This is a genomic window from Enterococcus saigonensis, from assembly GCF_011397115.1.
Classification (GTDB): Bacteria; Bacillota; Bacilli; order Lactobacillales; family Enterococcaceae; genus Enterococcus_C; species Enterococcus_C saigonensis.
Genome location: NZ_AP022822.1, coordinates 1,041,803 through 1,058,266 on the forward strand (window position 1 = coordinate 1,041,803; position 16,464 = coordinate 1,058,266).

The 16,464-nt window shown below is 33.5% G+C and carries 12 protein-coding genes; all 12 read left to right on the plus strand.

Going from position 1 to position 16,464, the window contains the following annotated elements; genetic code table 11:
* The first annotated feature begins 2 nt into the window (after positions 1 to 2).
* The 12 genes from EsVE80_RS04875 (at position 3) to EsVE80_RS04930 (ending at position 16,347) form a co-directional block, all read left to right on the plus strand.
* On the plus strand, positions 3 to 1,124 hold the full coding sequence (locus tag EsVE80_RS04875; RefSeq protein ID WP_173102703.1) for a baeRF6 domain-containing protein: 1,122 nt from the start codon (positions 3 to 5) through the stop codon (positions 1,122 to 1,124).
* A 317-nt stretch (positions 1,125 to 1,441) separates the two neighbouring features.
* Positions 1,442 to 1,642, plus strand: coding sequence for a cold-shock protein (locus EsVE80_RS04880; RefSeq protein ID WP_016172403.1), 201 nt, complete (start codon positions 1,442 to 1,444; stop codon positions 1,640 to 1,642).
* 203 nt (positions 1,643 to 1,845) lie between these two features.
* Entirely contained in the window at positions 1,846 to 4,596 is a 2,751-nt protein-coding gene (locus EsVE80_RS04885; protein WP_173102704.1) for a helicase C-terminal domain-containing protein, read from the plus strand.
* Between the two features lie 79 nt (positions 4,597 to 4,675).
* The gene (locus EsVE80_RS04890) at positions 4,676 to 5,179 is read left to right on the plus strand and encodes a cell wall elongation regulator TseB-like domain-containing protein (RefSeq protein ID WP_173102705.1); all 504 of its coding nucleotides are present in this window, start codon (positions 4,676 to 4,678) and stop codon (positions 5,177 to 5,179) included.
* Positions 5,180 to 5,266: 87 nt separating this feature from the next.
* Positions 5,267 to 6,460, plus strand: coding sequence for a pyridoxal phosphate-dependent aminotransferase (locus EsVE80_RS04895; RefSeq protein WP_173102706.1), 1,194 nt, complete (start codon positions 5,267 to 5,269; stop codon positions 6,458 to 6,460).
* 62 nt (positions 6,461 to 6,522) lie between these two features.
* A complete protein-coding gene (asnS, locus tag EsVE80_RS04900; RefSeq protein ID WP_173102707.1) occupies positions 6,523 to 7,821 on the plus strand; it encodes an asparagine--tRNA ligase in 1,299 nt (432 codons plus the stop codon).
* A gap of 240 nt (positions 7,822 to 8,061) precedes the next feature.
* Entirely contained in the window at positions 8,062 to 8,292 is a 231-nt protein-coding gene (locus tag EsVE80_RS04905) for a hypothetical protein (RefSeq protein WP_232061282.1), read from the plus strand.
* 368 nt (positions 8,293 to 8,660) lie between these two features.
* On the plus strand, positions 8,661 to 9,800 hold the full coding sequence (locus tag EsVE80_RS04910) for a CDP-glycerol glycerophosphotransferase family protein (RefSeq protein WP_173102708.1): 1,140 nt from the start codon (positions 8,661 to 8,663) through the stop codon (positions 9,798 to 9,800).
* Positions 9,797 to 10,531, plus strand: a complete 735-nt coding sequence (locus EsVE80_RS04915) for a WecB/TagA/CpsF family glycosyltransferase (RefSeq protein WP_173102709.1) — start codon at positions 9,797 to 9,799, stop codon at positions 10,529 to 10,531. The genes EsVE80_RS04910 and EsVE80_RS04915 overlap by 4 nt, the downstream gene beginning before the upstream one ends.
* A 13-nt stretch (positions 10,532 to 10,544) precedes the next feature.
* A complete protein-coding gene (locus EsVE80_RS04920; protein ID WP_232061284.1) occupies positions 10,545 to 12,905 on the plus strand; it encodes a CDP-glycerol glycerophosphotransferase family protein in 2,361 nt (786 codons plus the stop codon).
* A gap of 39 nt (positions 12,906 to 12,944) precedes the next feature.
* On the plus strand, positions 12,945 to 15,362 hold the full coding sequence (locus EsVE80_RS04925) for a CDP-glycerol glycerophosphotransferase family protein (protein WP_232061286.1): 2,418 nt from the start codon (positions 12,945 to 12,947) through the stop codon (positions 15,360 to 15,362).
* Entirely contained in the window at positions 15,349 to 16,347 is a 999-nt protein-coding gene (locus tag EsVE80_RS04930) for an XcbB/CpsF family capsular polysaccharide biosynthesis protein (protein ID WP_173102710.1), read from the plus strand. Before EsVE80_RS04925 ends, EsVE80_RS04930 begins: the two co-directional genes overlap by 14 nt.
* Positions 16,348 to 16,464 lie beyond the last annotated feature (117 nt).

Sequence of the window (16,464 nt, forward strand, 5' to 3'; positions counted from 1 at the left end):
TTATGACCAAAGTTGGAAATGAAGTCTTACGGCAATTGACTGCTGATCTTGAAAAAGGGCCTTTTGTTACAATTATGTTGAACACCCATGTTGCCCACCAAGATGTAGAAAAAGATCAAATCAAATTTAAAAACTTCGCCAAAGAAGCCAAAAAACGTTTTGAAAAGAAATATCCTGAAAAAGAATGGAAAAAAATTCAAGATAAAATTGATGTACTGTTAGCTGATGCATCTTTCTGGCGCAGCGGAACAAAAAGCGTTGCAGTATTCGTCACACCAGAAGAAACGCTTGTTCACCGATTAAATATTGAAGTAGATGATCAGTATTATGTTGGGGATTTACCTTATCTACTAGCGTTAATTAAGAATAGTCAATTTAATTACACTTATTATTTATTAGCTTTAAACCGTGACTCGATGAAGTTATACTTTGTCGATAATAAAGAAATTCATGAAGTGGACTTGCCAGCAGGTGCTCCAATCGATGTTAAAACAGCCCTTGGAGATGAACTAACTGGGGGGAGTTTGAATTATAGTTCTCAAGGTAGTCAAATAGGCTCAAAAGAGGGCATTGCGTATCATGGTGTAAATGCCAAAGATGAAGAAGTTGAAATTGATTGGGTGAATTACTATCAAGCGGTTGATGCTTTCTTTAAAGACGAGTTTCAAAATGATGCAAATTATCCACTGTATTTGTACGCCTTGCCAGAAAATCAAACGATGTTTAAAAAATATGCGAAAACACCTTATTACCAAGCTGGGGCTGCAATTTCAGGATCGCCAGCTCAGTTAGATATTAAAGCAATCAAAGAAGACTTAGATGAAATTGTTACAACTTTATCACAAACAGAGATTGCGTCTTATCAAAAATTACTTGATAAAAAATTTGTAGATCAATTACCAGATGTTGTCTTAGCAGCTAAAGAAGGACGCATTTCACATTTATTTATTGCAACTTCTAACTTGGTTGATGGCTTTGGTGAAGATCCAGATACAGAGTATGACCGACGACAAGTTCTTAATAATCTGGCTGCAGATGTTGTAAAAAACAGTGGCGAGGTCTTCGTTTTAGACCAGAAAGATGCGCCGGACGAAAAGAGTTTGACCGCAATTCTACGCTATTAATTAAGAGTTTACCAAGCAAATTGAAGGAAAAAAATTTTTATTATTAAAAACGAAACAAAAAAAGTCTTTTATTATTTTAGATCAAAAAGATGCGAGTTAAGGGTTTTTATCACCTTTAACTCGTATCTTTTTAAATTATCTTAACTTTTAACAAAAATAAATTCGCTTTTATAAATTATTTGTGGTACAATTCTTTTTGTAGTTATTGTAAAGGTAATTAATGGCAAGCTTGTTTCATATTTAAACATCTTCCACTTTTTCACCGGATACAAGGAATTGCACAAATACGTGTGTTTCACACAAGGAGGATTTTTAATATGCAAACAGGTACAGTTAAATGGTTCAACGCAGACAAAGGTTTTGGTTTCATCACAGCAGAAGACGGTAACGATGTATTCGTTCACTTTTCAGCTATCCAAGGCGACGGCTTCAAAACTTTAGAAGAAGGCCAAGCAGTAACATTTGATGTTGAAGAAGGTCAACGTGGCCCTCAAGCAACAAACGTTAACAAAGCTTAATTTAAATTAAACTTATAAGCCTGACGAGATTTCTCGTCAGGCTTTTTTTGTATTTAAGGCTATATGATTTTAATAAGGAACAAGCTACCATATTTTACTTTGTTTACGAAAAACAGGTTTTTATTTCATGACTATTGAAAAAATAGTATAATTTCAAAAGGACCTTTATTACCATTATGAAACTTATTAGGAGATGGCTTAGGATGAACCAAAATACAACGTATGCTGTAGTGGATATCGAAACAACGGGCACAGATCCCAAGGTTGATCGTATTATCCAAATTGGCTGTGTTTTGATTAGAAACGGCCGTCTAATCAATCGTTTTGCGACAGATATTAATCCGGGAAGAAAAATTCCCAAGCAAATCCAAAATTTGACACATATTTCTAACAGCCGCGTTCAAAAAGCACCATATTTTGAGGACGTTGCTTTTATTGTTGCGGATTTATTGGCGGATACGGTTTTTGTGGCGCATAATATTTTTTTTGATTATCAGTTTTTAAATGCGGAACTAAAACGTTGTGGCGTATCCCCTTTAAAAATTCCTGGTATAGACACAGTGGAATTAGCACAAATTTTTTTGCCAGAAGAAAGTAGCTTTCGCTTAAGTGACTTGGCTGAAAGTTTTGGTTTGCAACATGATCATCCGCACCAAGCAGACAGTGATGCTGAAGTTACGGGTGCATTATTACTTTTTATTGAAGGGGTGATGCGTGATCTCCCTATAGTGACGTTGAAAGCTATCAGTGAATTAGCAACACTCACCGCCATGCAAACGAAAGATTATATCACCAATATCTATCACCAACAAGTTCAAGCTAATCCACCTCTATCATCTGATTTAGAGATAGTGGAGGGAATTGCTTTGAGAAAAAAAACTGTCGTATTGTATGAAGATACTTACTATCAGACAAAGTATCCCCAAAAGAAAACCCAAAAAGAAAAACTTTATCAAAATAAATTATCTTTTCGTAAAGAACAAGCGCGGCTTATGAATTTAGTACATCAGCATTTTACGCAGGATGAAACAAAAGATTTGTTAATTGAAGCTGCAACAGGTATGGGCAAAACAATTGGCTATTTATTACCTGCTAGTTTTCTAGCTACGCCAGAAAAACCAGTAATTGTTAGTACGGTTTCGTTGTTATTACAAGAGCAGATCATGAAAAAAGATATTCCTTTGCTCAATCGTTTCTTAGAACGGAAAATACAAGCCGTTGTAGTAAAAAGTAAGCGTCATTATTTAGACTTAGCGAGATTTAAACAAACGCTAATTCAACCAATCTTACAAAAACAATATACACTCTATCAGATGGCGGTCTTAGTTTGGTTAACCAAAACGACAACAGGTGATTTTGGTGAACTAAATTTAATTAATTTAAATCATCTTTTCTTTCAAGATGTAGCCCATCGTGGTTTGAATTACTTATCAAAAAAATCACCTTTTTATCCCCACGATTTTTTAAAGTTTTTAAACAGTCAAATGAAAGAAAGTAATTGTTTAATTGTTAATCATGCCTTTTTAGCACAAGAAAGTTTGCGTAAAGAACCGCTGCTGCCCCAGTCACCTTATCTTATTATCGATGAAGCGCACCATCTGCCAACAATTTGCGAAAGAATTGCTGCAGAATCCTTTAATACGTTTTCATTTGATAAACGGGTGCAATTGGCACTTAGTGATGAAGGTGTTTTTTCTCGGTTATCCGAGTATTTAATAGAAATTGAAGAAGGAAAGCGTTTAGCAAGACTACTACAAGAAGAATTAAAGGAATTAGTAACATGTTATGAAGTATTAACAGATTTATTAGTGCAAGAATTAAATCCAGAACAAGAAATTGTAACACCAGCAGATTTTTTTAAGTTCGAGAAAAAAACGTTGAAATATTTTAAAAAGATTGAACTGTTTTTAAATGAAATCAGTGAAATTAGGATGAGTTGGCAGCAATTTCTTGAAAAGCGCCATTTAGTTTGGGGAACGACAGCTCAAATTGATTTTGCGGCATTAGCAGATTTATTAGAGGAATTAGAAAAACAAAAACGGATTATGCAACGGTTTTGTCATGATTTTGATCCTCGGTATGTTCGGTGGATTTTAAGGCGAGAAAAACAAGTCGGTCTAACTTTTCAAGTAACGGATTTTAAAGCAGCTATCTTGCCTCAAACTAAGTGGTATCCGCGTTTTGAAAAGATTATTTATGTTGGCGGTGCGTTAAAACTTACAAAAGATCGCAATTTGTTTGCGAAGCGATTAGGTATACCATCAGCTAGTTTAAAAATTGTGCCTGCTCCATTTGATTATGCAAGCCAAACGGAAATTTTAGTTCCAACGAAAGCAGTTCATATTCCGCAGCTTTCACAAGGTGAATACAGCGAATTTTTGGCTGAAAATTTAACTCTCTTATTAAAAGATTTTAAACGTCCTGCTTTAGTATTATTTACGTCTCACGACGTTTTGCAAAAAGTATATGAAAAAATGCATTTAGTGTTTTTAGAAAATGGGCGTGAAATACTTGCCCAAGGTATAGGTGGTAGTCGGGATAAATTATTAAAACGATTTAGTCAAAGTGATGCGGGAATTTTATTTGGCACGGATAGTTTTTGGGAGGGAATTGATTTGCCAGGAGAACAATTAGAGTTGGTAATTGTGACGCGGTTGCCCTTTGAAAACCCTAAGCGTCCTTTTATTAAAGCGCGTTATGCGTTTTTGAAAGCTATCGGCGTAGATCCATTTAATGAAGAAGCCTTGCCTAATGCAATGTTAAAATTGCGACAAGCATATGGACGGCTTATCCGATTTCCAGAAGATCGTGGTGTGATGGTGGTATTGGATCGCCGTTTTGTCAATACTACTTATGGCAAAAAATTGCGTCAGGCCATCCCCAAAAAAGTTGCAATTACTGAATTACCGCTTTTAGAGATTACGTCAGAAATTACAAATTTTTTAAAAGGTTAGTTTTTTTAGGTAATGAAAAACTTTTTGTTTTGAAATCTGCTATAATTAAAAGCAATTATCACAAAAGGAGCGTCAACCTGTGAAAAAAAACTTGGCAAAAGAAGAGCGTCAAGAATTAATTTTATTTATTATTTCGGGCGTTTTAGTCATAATTATTGCTTTGGGAATATTAGGCTATTTGAAGGCGCAAAGTCCAATGCAGCAAGCTAAAAAAGAGGCAATCGCTTTAGCAAAAAAACACACCGATCTAATCGATGTCGACGAATTTTATTGGTATAATCGCCAACAAACATATTTTAGTTTGGTTGGTAGTGATAAAAAAGGAGAAACAATTGCTGTTATCGTACCGAAATCAGGAGATAAACTTACAGTATTGCCGCAAAAAGAAGGCATTACAGCTGATAAAGCTAAAGCTTTAGTAAATAATACGTTTCATAGCCAGACAGCAAAAAAAGCCGAATTAGGCATGTACGATAAAAAGCCAGTATGGGAAGTAATGACAACAGATAAGCAAGGTCAGATTACTTATTATTTATTATCCTTTGAAAAAGGGGAAGAAATAAAAGTTATTAAAGATGTGTAAGTTTCGAAAATAGTTTGTTATTCCGAAAAAATTTCGGTAAAAATAACTGCTTCACGATTTTTCTATTTTATTGAGGAGATGATGAGTATGAAATTATCACAACGGGCCCAAAAGTTAGAGCCATCTGTAACACTGGCAGCTGCCGCTAAAGCAAAGGCATTAAAGGCAAAAGGAGTAGACGTTTTGAGCTTAACGGTAGGCGAACCCGATTTTACTACGCCCCAAAATATAAAAGATGCAGCAATCACGGCAATTACTTCGGGGCAGGCTAGTTTTTATACGCAATCTGCGGGGATTCCAGAGCTACGCCAAGAAATTGTAGCGTATATGAAAAAGTACTACCACCTTGACTATGCTGTTGAAGAAACAATCGTGACAGATGGGGCAAAATATGCGTTATATAATTTGTTCCAAGCTATTTTGGATAAAGGCGATGAAGTTATTATTCCTGTTCCTTATTGGGTTAGTTATGGTGAACAAGTCAAATTGGCTGAAGGGGTTCCTGTGTACGTAGATGGCTTATTTGAAAACGACTTTAAAGTAACAGTAGAACAATTAGAAAAAGCAAAAACCAAGCAAACTGTTGCCGTAATTATTAATTCGCCTTCAAATCCAACTGGAATGATTTATACAAAAGAAGAGCTAACCGCAATTGGTAACTGGGCGGTTGAAAATGACATCTTGATTGTTGCAGATGATATTTATGGTCGTTTAGTCTATGACGGTAACCAATTTACACCTATAGCAACATTATCAAAAGCAATTGCCAAGCAAACGATTGTAATTAACGGTGTTTCAAAAACATACGCGATGACCGGTTGGCGGATTGGTTTTGCAGTAGGTGATGCAAAAATTATTAAAGCAATGACCAACATTGCTTCCCAGTCAACGAGTAATCCAACTGCTGCCAGCCAATACGCAGCTTTGGAAGCATTAAGAGGTGACCAAACTTCTGTGGAAAAAATGCGAGTTGCTTTTGAAGAACGCTTGAATAAATTATATCCTTTAGTAGCTGCAATCCCAGGCGTCGAATTAAAAAAACCACAAGGGGCATTTTATTTATTTCCAAATATCAAAAAAACAATGGAAATGTGCGGCTATAATGACGTAAATGTTTTTGTAGAAGATTTATTAGAAGAAGGACACGTCGCATTAGTTACCGGTGCAGGGTTTGGTGCACCAGAAAATGTTCGTATCAGCTATGCTGCAAGTTGGGAACTTTTGGAAGAAGCAGTTAGAAGAATTCATAAATTTGTTGAAAACAAACGTAATAAAGATTAGAATGCTAGAGAGAAATCCTTAAAATATCGATTATTGTGAATAGAAGAATAGGAGAGACACAGGTGGAACAAATTCAAATTATTGACGCAAAAAAACACGTTGGTGAAATTGTTACAATTGGTGCTTGGGTGGCTAATAAACGTTCAAGTGGTAAAATTGCTTTCTTACAACTACGAGATGGGACAGCTTACTTTCAAGGTGTAGTAGTAAAAAGTGAAGTCCCTGAAGAAGTTTTTCAAATGGCGAAAAATTTAAATCAGGAAACTTCTATTGTGGTAACGGGTGAAATTCGTGAAGATAGTCGTTCAAAGTTTGGCTATGAGATTGGTGTACAAAACATTGAAATTATTGGAGAAAGTCAAGACTATCCGATTACACCAAAAGAACATGGAACAGACTTTTTGATGGATCATCGCCATTTGTGGTTACGTTCATCACGTCAGCACGCTATTATGCAAATTCGTAATGAATTGATTCGCGCAAGTTATGAATTCTTTAATAAAGAGGGTTTTGTTAAGATTGATCCTCCCATTTTAACGGGTTCAGCACCAGAGGGAACGACTGATTTATTTGAAACGAATTATTTTGATCAAAAAGCTTATTTATCTCAATCAGGTCAACTTTACATGGAAGCTGCAGCGATGGCTTTTGGCAAAGTATTTTCATTTGGTCCGACTTTTAGAGCGGAAAAATCTAAAACTCGTCGTCATTTGATTGAGTTTTGGATGTTAGAACCTGAAATGGCCTTCATGCATCAAGAAGAAAGCCTAGAAGTCCAAGAACAATATGTGGCGTATCTGGTACAAAGTGTTTTGGATAATTGTGATTATGCATTACATGTTTTAAAACGCGATCGCGCTGTTTTAGAAAAATATACACAACTTCCTTTCCCACGTATTACGTATGATGATGCAATCAAATTGTTAGAAGAAAATGGTTTTGACGATATAAAATGGGGGGATGATTTTGGTTCTCCTCACGAAACGTTCATTGCCAACTCTTTTGATCGTCCAGTTTTCATTTTGAATTATCCAAAAGCAATCAAACCCTTTTACATGAAACCACATCCAACTCGTGAAGATTTGGTGATTTGTGCCGATATGATTGCCCCAGAAGGATATGGTGAAATTATTGGTGGTTCAGAACGAGCAACTGATTATGAATATCTTTTAGAACAAATCCGTGCTCATGGATTAGATGAAAATGAATATTCATGGTATTTAGATTTACGTAAATATGGTTCAGTTCCGCATTCCGGTTTTGGCTTAGGTTTAGAAAGAACCGTGACTTGGTTAGCGGGTATTGAACATGTCCGTGAAGCTATTCCATTCCCACGTTTATTAAATCGGATTTATCCATAACAATGAAACTGCCGCTGGCTAATTGCGGCAGTTTTTTTACATCTCTATCAAACCTTTGTTTTTTTAGTCTCTGCTTTACTAAATCCTATTATTTTATTTCTATTTTAAATCATTTGTTTAAAATTGGTATATATGTATATACAAGTGAAAAATATTGGTTTAATGCTTGATTTCCTTGAATGTCGTAAGAAAGGTATGTTATGATGGGTGCAACACAGGAAAAGAAAAGGGGTTATAAAAGTGATAGCAGAAAAATCAATCGTGTTAGGTAAGCAATATATGGTACAACCAAAAGGGTTTCACCGTGCAATTTTAGCAACCGCAGCAAAAGTAGCAGCAGACGGCATTGTTTTTAAAGTCGATTTTTGTGAGCTTTGCGATCGCGACAAAGTATCACCAAATAATTCCTATGTAACAGCTACCAGCTATGATGTAAAACGTGTTGTTGGAGAAAATTGTTTTTTTAGCTAATTATATTGTGATTTTAAACCACGGTCTTTTAGACTGTGGTTTTTTTGTGGCAAAAGAGTATCAGATAGTGAGGAAAAAATACTTTTTTTAAATGTTTTTTTCGTTAAACTAAATTTAAAAAAATCAAACTTGGATTTCGTCAAAGGTCTTCTTACCTTAGCAAATGATATAAAATTTGCCGTTTCTTTTTTAGATTGTCTTTTAAATTTTGCAACTTATTATTTAATAAAAAAGATTTTGCAAAATAAAATAGATAGAAAAGCTAATATTTCACCAAAAATACAATCTTAATATGACAGTTTGTTTACAATTATTTTCAATCATTGGCTTTTCATGTACAATAGACCATAGTGTAAAAAGGAGTAAATATGAAAACAGTCAGTGTAGTGGCAAAAAATGGTTATCTGAAATTGATTCATCTATTAAGCCAACGCCCAGTGCAAAAAAAGAAAATTGTATTTTTACTTAGTTTTCCAACAACAAGCAATATTATACTTGATTGTCTTGCGCCGCATTTTAAACACGAGTTAGTTATTGGCTATATGGATAACAGTGAGGCATTAGCACAAACATATCAAAAATATGGTTGTAAAATATACTCACTGACGGGAAAGAAAATTTTTACTAGTGAGATTGTTGCCTTAACAAAAAATGCTGATATCGTGTTGTGTGATAATTACTTTGCTTTTTTAGCGGGAATTTTCTTTGACAAAAATACGGCAGTTTTACAATTGTGGCATGCTAATGGCGCTGCGAAGTCTTTTGGATTAGAAGCAAAATATGCAAAGAGCGCAAGTAGTGAGGACAAAAAACGGTATCAATCGGTTTATAAACGTTTTACGCATTATGTAGTCGGATCAAAAAAGATGATGACCATTTTTAAAGACAGTTATCAAACAACTACGGCTGAATTTTTACCCTTTGGCTATTTACCGACTGATATATATTTTGATCAAAATATAAAAATTTATAACGAGAAAAAGTTTGCGGAAAAATTTGGTGCTAAGAAAACACTATTATATGCGCCAACTTATCGTGAGAATTATGAAACACCATTATTAGATTTTAAAAAATTAGAGACAGAACTGGGGGGGCAGTGGCAAATACTTGCTCATCCGCATCCCCACGACAAAATCTTGCAAGCAAAACTTGCTACTTATGAAAATGTGGTGACAGATTTTGAATCACTTTCACTGCAGGCGTTATTGCAAAATGTTGATTGTTTAATATCGGATTATTCTTCTGTTCCTTTTGAGTATGCCTTAGTAAATCCAAGTGGAAAACTTATTTATTATTGTCCAGATTTTGATAAGTATAATGAAACTGTAGGTTTGCAAAAAGATTTTAGTACGTGGTTACCAAAAGTATTAATTACAAATGAAGCAGCGTTAAGAAAGCTGATTGCAGCTTATCCTTACAAAAGTCTAGCCAATTTCAACGAACTGTGGAACACTTATAACAAAGGAAATGCTTGTAAACAACTGATAGAATGGATTGAAAAAAGATGAGGGAATTGATTCTAGGATTACCTGTTGATCAAATTACGTACGGAGACATTTTAACAGAGGTGCCCAAATTTTTAGCTAGCAATCGCAAGATGAGTATTATTAGTGTGAACCCACAAATTGCCCTTGAGGCTAAAAAATATCCGAGTGTTGTTGACTTGATTGAAAAAAGTACTCATCGTATTCCAGATGGTATTGGAATTGTTTTGGTATCAAAAATGACCGGTGGTAAAATAAAAGAACGTGTAGCGGGCTTTGATTTAATGGTAAAACTTTTGGAATATGCCGATAAAACACAGAAAAAGTGTTTTTTTTATGGTGCTAAACCGGAAATTTTAAAAAGCACTATCAAAAATATTCATAAAGATTATCCAAATTTAATCGTTGCCGGCAGCATCGACGGCTACACGAAAATGACAAATCATGAAATTGTTACCCAGATGAATGCTGTACAGCCAGATTTTGTTTTTGTCGCCTTAGGATTTCCGCGCCAAGAACTTTGGCTAGCAGAAAATATGGCTAGTGTAAATGGTCGTGTCTTTCAGGATGTTGGTGGGAGCTTTGATGTTTTAAGCGGACATGTTAAACGCGCACCAGAGTTTTTTATTAAAACACATTTAGAATGGCTATATCGTTCACTAAGTAATCCTACGCGAATTGGACGAATTGTACAGTTGCCAATTTTTGCAGTAAAAAGTTTGTGGTGGAAGATGAGGAATGGGGGAAGAGACTAGATTATAGTCAACTATGATGAAAATTGGAATTATTGGTTACGATATTTTTGGTACTGGTGGAACGAAACGAAGTAATTTGAATCTGATCAATGAGTTTTCTATACACGGTGATGAAATTATTTTTTTTAACTTACTTCCATTTAGTAACAAGCAAGTTAAGAGTATTCAGAGCGATTTGGAGATGCCTAAAAATATTTCATTTTTTTCATTACAGCAATTTCCCAATGTTATTGCGTGTGATAGCTACATATTGACTCGTGAAAGTATGTTTAGTTTTGCACGGTATATTAAATTTATGTGGCCAAGGGCTGTTGTAGTAGGAGAAGTCCATGCACCGCTAGATTTAATTGAACCTGAATTAGATCTTGGAACGGATGCAATTGATGTTTATCGAGTTGCTACAGAAAACATTAAAAAGCGATTTATGAAACGGCTAAATTTGAATAATGTCGTTTCATTTCCAATTAGTGGTAGACATATTGATTTTTCTGAAAAAGAAATTCAAAAAAACAACAAATTAATTAACTTTGTAATTTATTCGCGTTTTGATGAACGTCAAAAAGATATTAGTTATGCAATAAAGTTAGTTGATTATCTAGTTCACGGGCTAGGAAATAATAAAATAAGATTATTTTTGAATGGAACTGGAAAAGCGGAAGGTTTTTACCGGAAATTAATCACTTTTTATAAGTTAACAGATTATGTTTTCATTAATCAAACAATGCCAGATGACTATATCTATCTTTCAACCGCAAGATTTGAAACATTAGGATATTCAATCATGGAGGCCTTTGCATCAGGAAAACGAATAGCCTTATATCAAGGGGATGATAATTCTCTAAAGGATATATATAGTGGGTTTAAGTCTGTATGTTGGTTAAATAAAAATTTACCAGATGATTCACATGCGTTGCTCCAATTTCATAATACAAAAAACCAAAAAGTAAATGAAGATTTTTTACATGATCTGTCATTGGCAAAAAAACTCCTAGATACGCAAAATTATGCGTCAGATTATATAACGAAAGTTATCGATTTTCCTTTTTTAAAAAAGGAAAATTATGAGATAATTGACTTTAATGAAGCATTGGAACAAGTGAAACAACAAAGTAGTCTCAGACAAAAAAATTTCATAACAAGTTTCTATTTAAAAGTGAAAAACATTCCATTAGTGGGTGAGTTTGTTACTAAGCCAGTTTTCAAGGAGTTTGTAAAAAAGAGTTTGCGTTATTTTCGTCCCACGAAACAGAAAGACGATTTAACGCCATTAGTTGGGAAACTTAGAGATGATTTTTTCTTTATAGAATCTTTCCATGGTAAGTCTTTCGCAGGTGATCCTAAATATATCGCATTAGAGTTGAAGAAAAAGTTCCCTGAGGCGTTTATTTATGTTAGCTCAGCTGATGAATTAGTAGACATGGAAATTATGGATTATGGATTTATACCTGTACGTATTGGTAGCCCACAGTATGTGCACAAGTTTCGTAAATGTGCTTATATTTTTATGAACGGTAATTCTTTGGATAAGTCTGGGAAAGTCAAAGGGCAGAAGTTCATTCAAACATGGCATGGTTTTCCTTTAAAGAAAATGGTGGCCGATTTAAATAATCTGCAACAACGGCAAGAAGAAAGTCAAGCGTTTTTACCTCGAATGAAAAAATGGGATTATCTATTGTCATCTTCAGAGCGAAATTCAGAATTATTAAAAAGTGCTTTTATGTTAAAAGAAAATTATAGCTTAAAGTTACTGGAATATGGCGCCCCAAGAAATGCATATCTTATTAAGTATAAAGATGACGAAATAGAGCGAAAGCGTATAGTTGCGAAATATTTTAATCGTCCCTATGATGCAAATAAAAAATATATATTGTATTGTCCAACATGGAGAAAAGGTAAGCGAAACTCTGTTGCTGATTTGAATTTTAAAAAACTGATTTCATTGTTGCCGCATAATTATGAAGTAATAATTAAATTACATCCTCTTGAGTCCAATCTAGTTAATCAATATAGCAATATAGACGAGCGGGTTTATTGTTTTCAAAATGAAACATCTGATATTCAAGAGTTATTTTTAATAAGTGATATGTTGATAACAGATTATTCATCAGCAATGTTTGATTATGCTCACCTAAATAGAAAAATTATCGTGTTTCAGGAAGATGGGGGTGCGTATAATAGACAAATAGGGTGGTATTTTGACATAGAGAACCTAACAGGTATACATCCTAAAGAATATAGTGAAATTTCATTAGCAAGAGAAATATTAATGTCAAAAAATTTGAAATTATATAACGAAAAAATTATCGATACCTTTCTTAATCAAGATACAAGCAGTTCGATTAATCAGTTATTCGATGAACTTTTTAGAAGCTAGAAGTATTGTGGTTGTTTTTGATAGGAAATTTATTAATAGGTGTTGAAGATATTAAATAGGAGGAGTGGCGTTTTTGCCGATATGAATATGAAAATTGGAATAATCGGGTTTAATATTTTTGGTGTAGGTGGGACAAGCCGTAGTAATATCAATTTAATTCAAGAATTACAACAAGAAGATTGTGACATTGTTTTCTTTAATACAAGCAATTTTTCAGAAGAAGATGTAAGAGACCTCGTTAGTAGAGAAACACTAAAAAAAAATGTTTCTTTCAAAAGACTAAATGATATTTTATCGAGCGATGGGATAGATAGTTATATATTGACAAGAGAATCTTTGTTTGTCTTAGCAAGAGCCCTAAAAAGAACATATCCAAATAGTAAGATTATTGGAGAAGTTCATGCCCCCATTTATAACGTTGAAATAGGCCCAGATTTTGCTGAGGATGCTATTGATATTTATCGTGTTTCAACGGCTAATACAGCTGAATTATTAAAACGAAAACTTGGTAAAGACAATGTAATTCCTTTTTCAATTAGTATTCGTCATGTGATTTTTGTAAAGGAAATCAGGAACAAATCTAGTAAGCCAACTAACTTTTTCATTTTCTCTCGGTTTGATGAAACTTCTAAGGATATTGCGTATGCTATTTCTTTAATGAGGTATTTGGTAAAAGAAAAAAAGATGATCTCCTATAAGCTATTTATTAATGGACAAGGCGTAGGAAGAATTCTATATAAAAATCTTATTAATGCCTATGGTTTGAATGATAATGTCTTTATTAATTATGAGCCCCCAACTGATTATACATATTTGAGTACTTCAAGAGCAGAAACTTTTGGATACTCAATTATGGAAGCGCTGGGACAAGGAATGCCTGCAGTTTTATATCCCGGAGATGATGGTGTTTTAAAAGAAATCTATGGAAATCTTAAAAGTGTTGCGTGGTTGACAAAAGACGTAAAAAAAGATGCTGAAACAATAATTCAGTTTATCGAACAACCATTGTTAAACCAAGACTATCAGTGTGATATGCAATATATCAAAAAAAATTGTATTACGATAAATTACGGACGGGAATATATTGACAAGGTAATAAAAAGTGATTATACAGTGAAGTTTGATGGTAATGTAGATGCTTCTAAAATTGTAAATGAAATTTATACTTCGCATTTGGGAAATCAGACTTTATGGGGGAAGATTATTAAAAGAGGAAATAAAAATCGCTATTTTAGAAGAGTTACAAAAAGTAAAAAATTACAAAATTACACCTTAAAAGTTACTAGCCTTTTAAAAAAATCCAATCCTAATTCTGAAACTTCTATCATACAAGAAAATATACGAAATGATTACATTTTTATTGAATCTTTTCATGGCAAAAATTTTTCGGGTGATCCTAAGTATATAGCACTCGCAATAAAAGAGCGTTATCCTAATAAAAAAATATTTGTTAGTTCTACTAACCAATTAGTAGATATGGAAATATATAAATATCATTTTATCCCCCTTAGAACGGGGAGTAGTAGATATGTTTCAGTTTTTTGTCAATCTCGTTTAGTGGTGGTAAATGGTAATACTCTTGATAAAGTGGGAAAACGTGAAGGACAAATAATTTTGCAGACATGGCATGGGTTTCCATTAAAGAAAATGGTAGCTGATCTGGTTGATGAAAAAGAAAAGCAGAAACAATTAAAAGCTTTTTACCCTCGGATGCTAAAATGGGACTACTTAATAAGTAGCTCATCAAAAAACACTCAATATATTACAAGTGCATTTCAATTAGAAAAAAACCAAAATTTGAAGATTTTGGAAATTGGTGCTCCAAAGAATACGTATTTATTAGAAAATAATAATAATCTCAGCGAGTTGGAACGTTTGCATTTAAAATATTTTGGTACTGAAGTAAACGGAAGAAAGTATATTTTGTACTGTCCTACTTGGCGCCAAGAAAAACGTGATGATCTATCTGCTCTTGATTTGAAAAAAATGATCAGTTTGTTACCGATAAATTATCATTTGATTGTTAAACTGCATCCTAATGAAGCTTATTTACGACGACATTATGCTAATATTGATCCGCGTATTCATTGTTTTTACAATGACATTACAGATATTCAAGAACTTTATTTGCTTTCTGAAACACTAATTACAGATTATTCTTCCGCTATGTTTGATTTTGCTCATACTAGAAAAAAAATTATCGTATTACAAGAAGATAAAAAGCAGTATGCACAGAACATCGGTTGGTATTTTGATTTAGAAGACTTGACAGGTTTAATGGGTAGATCTTATACAGAAGAAGAACTGGTTAGAGAAATAATTGAACCTGAGATGGACTTTTATAATGAAATTATTAGTGATGTTTTAATGAGTAACGATACAGAAGATTCTACAAATGAGTTGATGAAAATTTTATCGAGAGATGTCTTTATGGAGGAGAAAAATGGAAATTGTTAAGAGTAATCAGAGCAATCAACTTTTTAATAAAATTTTTAAGCGTACGAAAATCTATAGGATAGATGATAAAATCGATTTAACTCAGGAAAAGATAGGTATCGAATTAGGTGAATACCATAATTTATTAAAAAGTGCAACGCTAAATCAAGATTCTGCTAATTTACTTCGCAAATTAAATGATAATGGCTACATTTTATATTGGTATAAAAATAGAATTAGCTATTTTGTGAAAAATGATAAAATGAATACTATTTGGCAACGAAATGACTTATTGCAGCTCGGTAACTTTCTTTTTACGATAAACGAACCAGAAAATTTAGGTGAATCCGAAGATAATAGCTTAATTGTTGTCTTTTCCTCATATCCTAACACTCGTGCAGATGCTCTAAGTTCGAAAATCACAAGAAGGGTATTTCCTGACTTTTTTTCTAATATAGATAGTTACATTATAGGAAGCACTATTGTACTTCGAATTATGGACAGCTGTAGTCTGTATGGAAGTGCGTATATGAATACAAAGACTAATACAGAAATTGAAACAAATGTTCAAAATATAATTTCTGAAGTTAAAGAAAAATACGGAATACAATCAAACAAAGTAATTTTGACTGGAAGTCATAAGGGAGCTGTAGCTGCGCTATATCATTCTTATCTCGGTAATTATGTAAGTGTAGTTTGCGATCCTCAGTCAGAATTTGAAACACGAGGAAACGAAGACTTAGCTGCGCTAATTGACTTTATGCCTAAAATTGACGTTGAAGAGAAATTTGAGGACTTTAGAAAACAAGAAAACAAAGTAATAGTTAATAGTGCTACACCTTGCATGGATTTGGATGGAACAGTGAAAAATTTAGTAGATAGCATCATATTGCCATACGAATACAATAATGACGATGGTAATTTTAACTTGAACCTTCGTGTAGGATTAAGCGTGATAATGAATCAATGGCTTTTAAAAGATATTTGCATGTCAAATAACGATTGAAGGATAGAATATCATTTTATAATCGATTAATAAAGAGTTAACAGTATTTGACAAATGGAAAATGGAACGAGGATAATAAGTATCCAAAGGCGCATATATCCATTTTCCTTGTTTTTT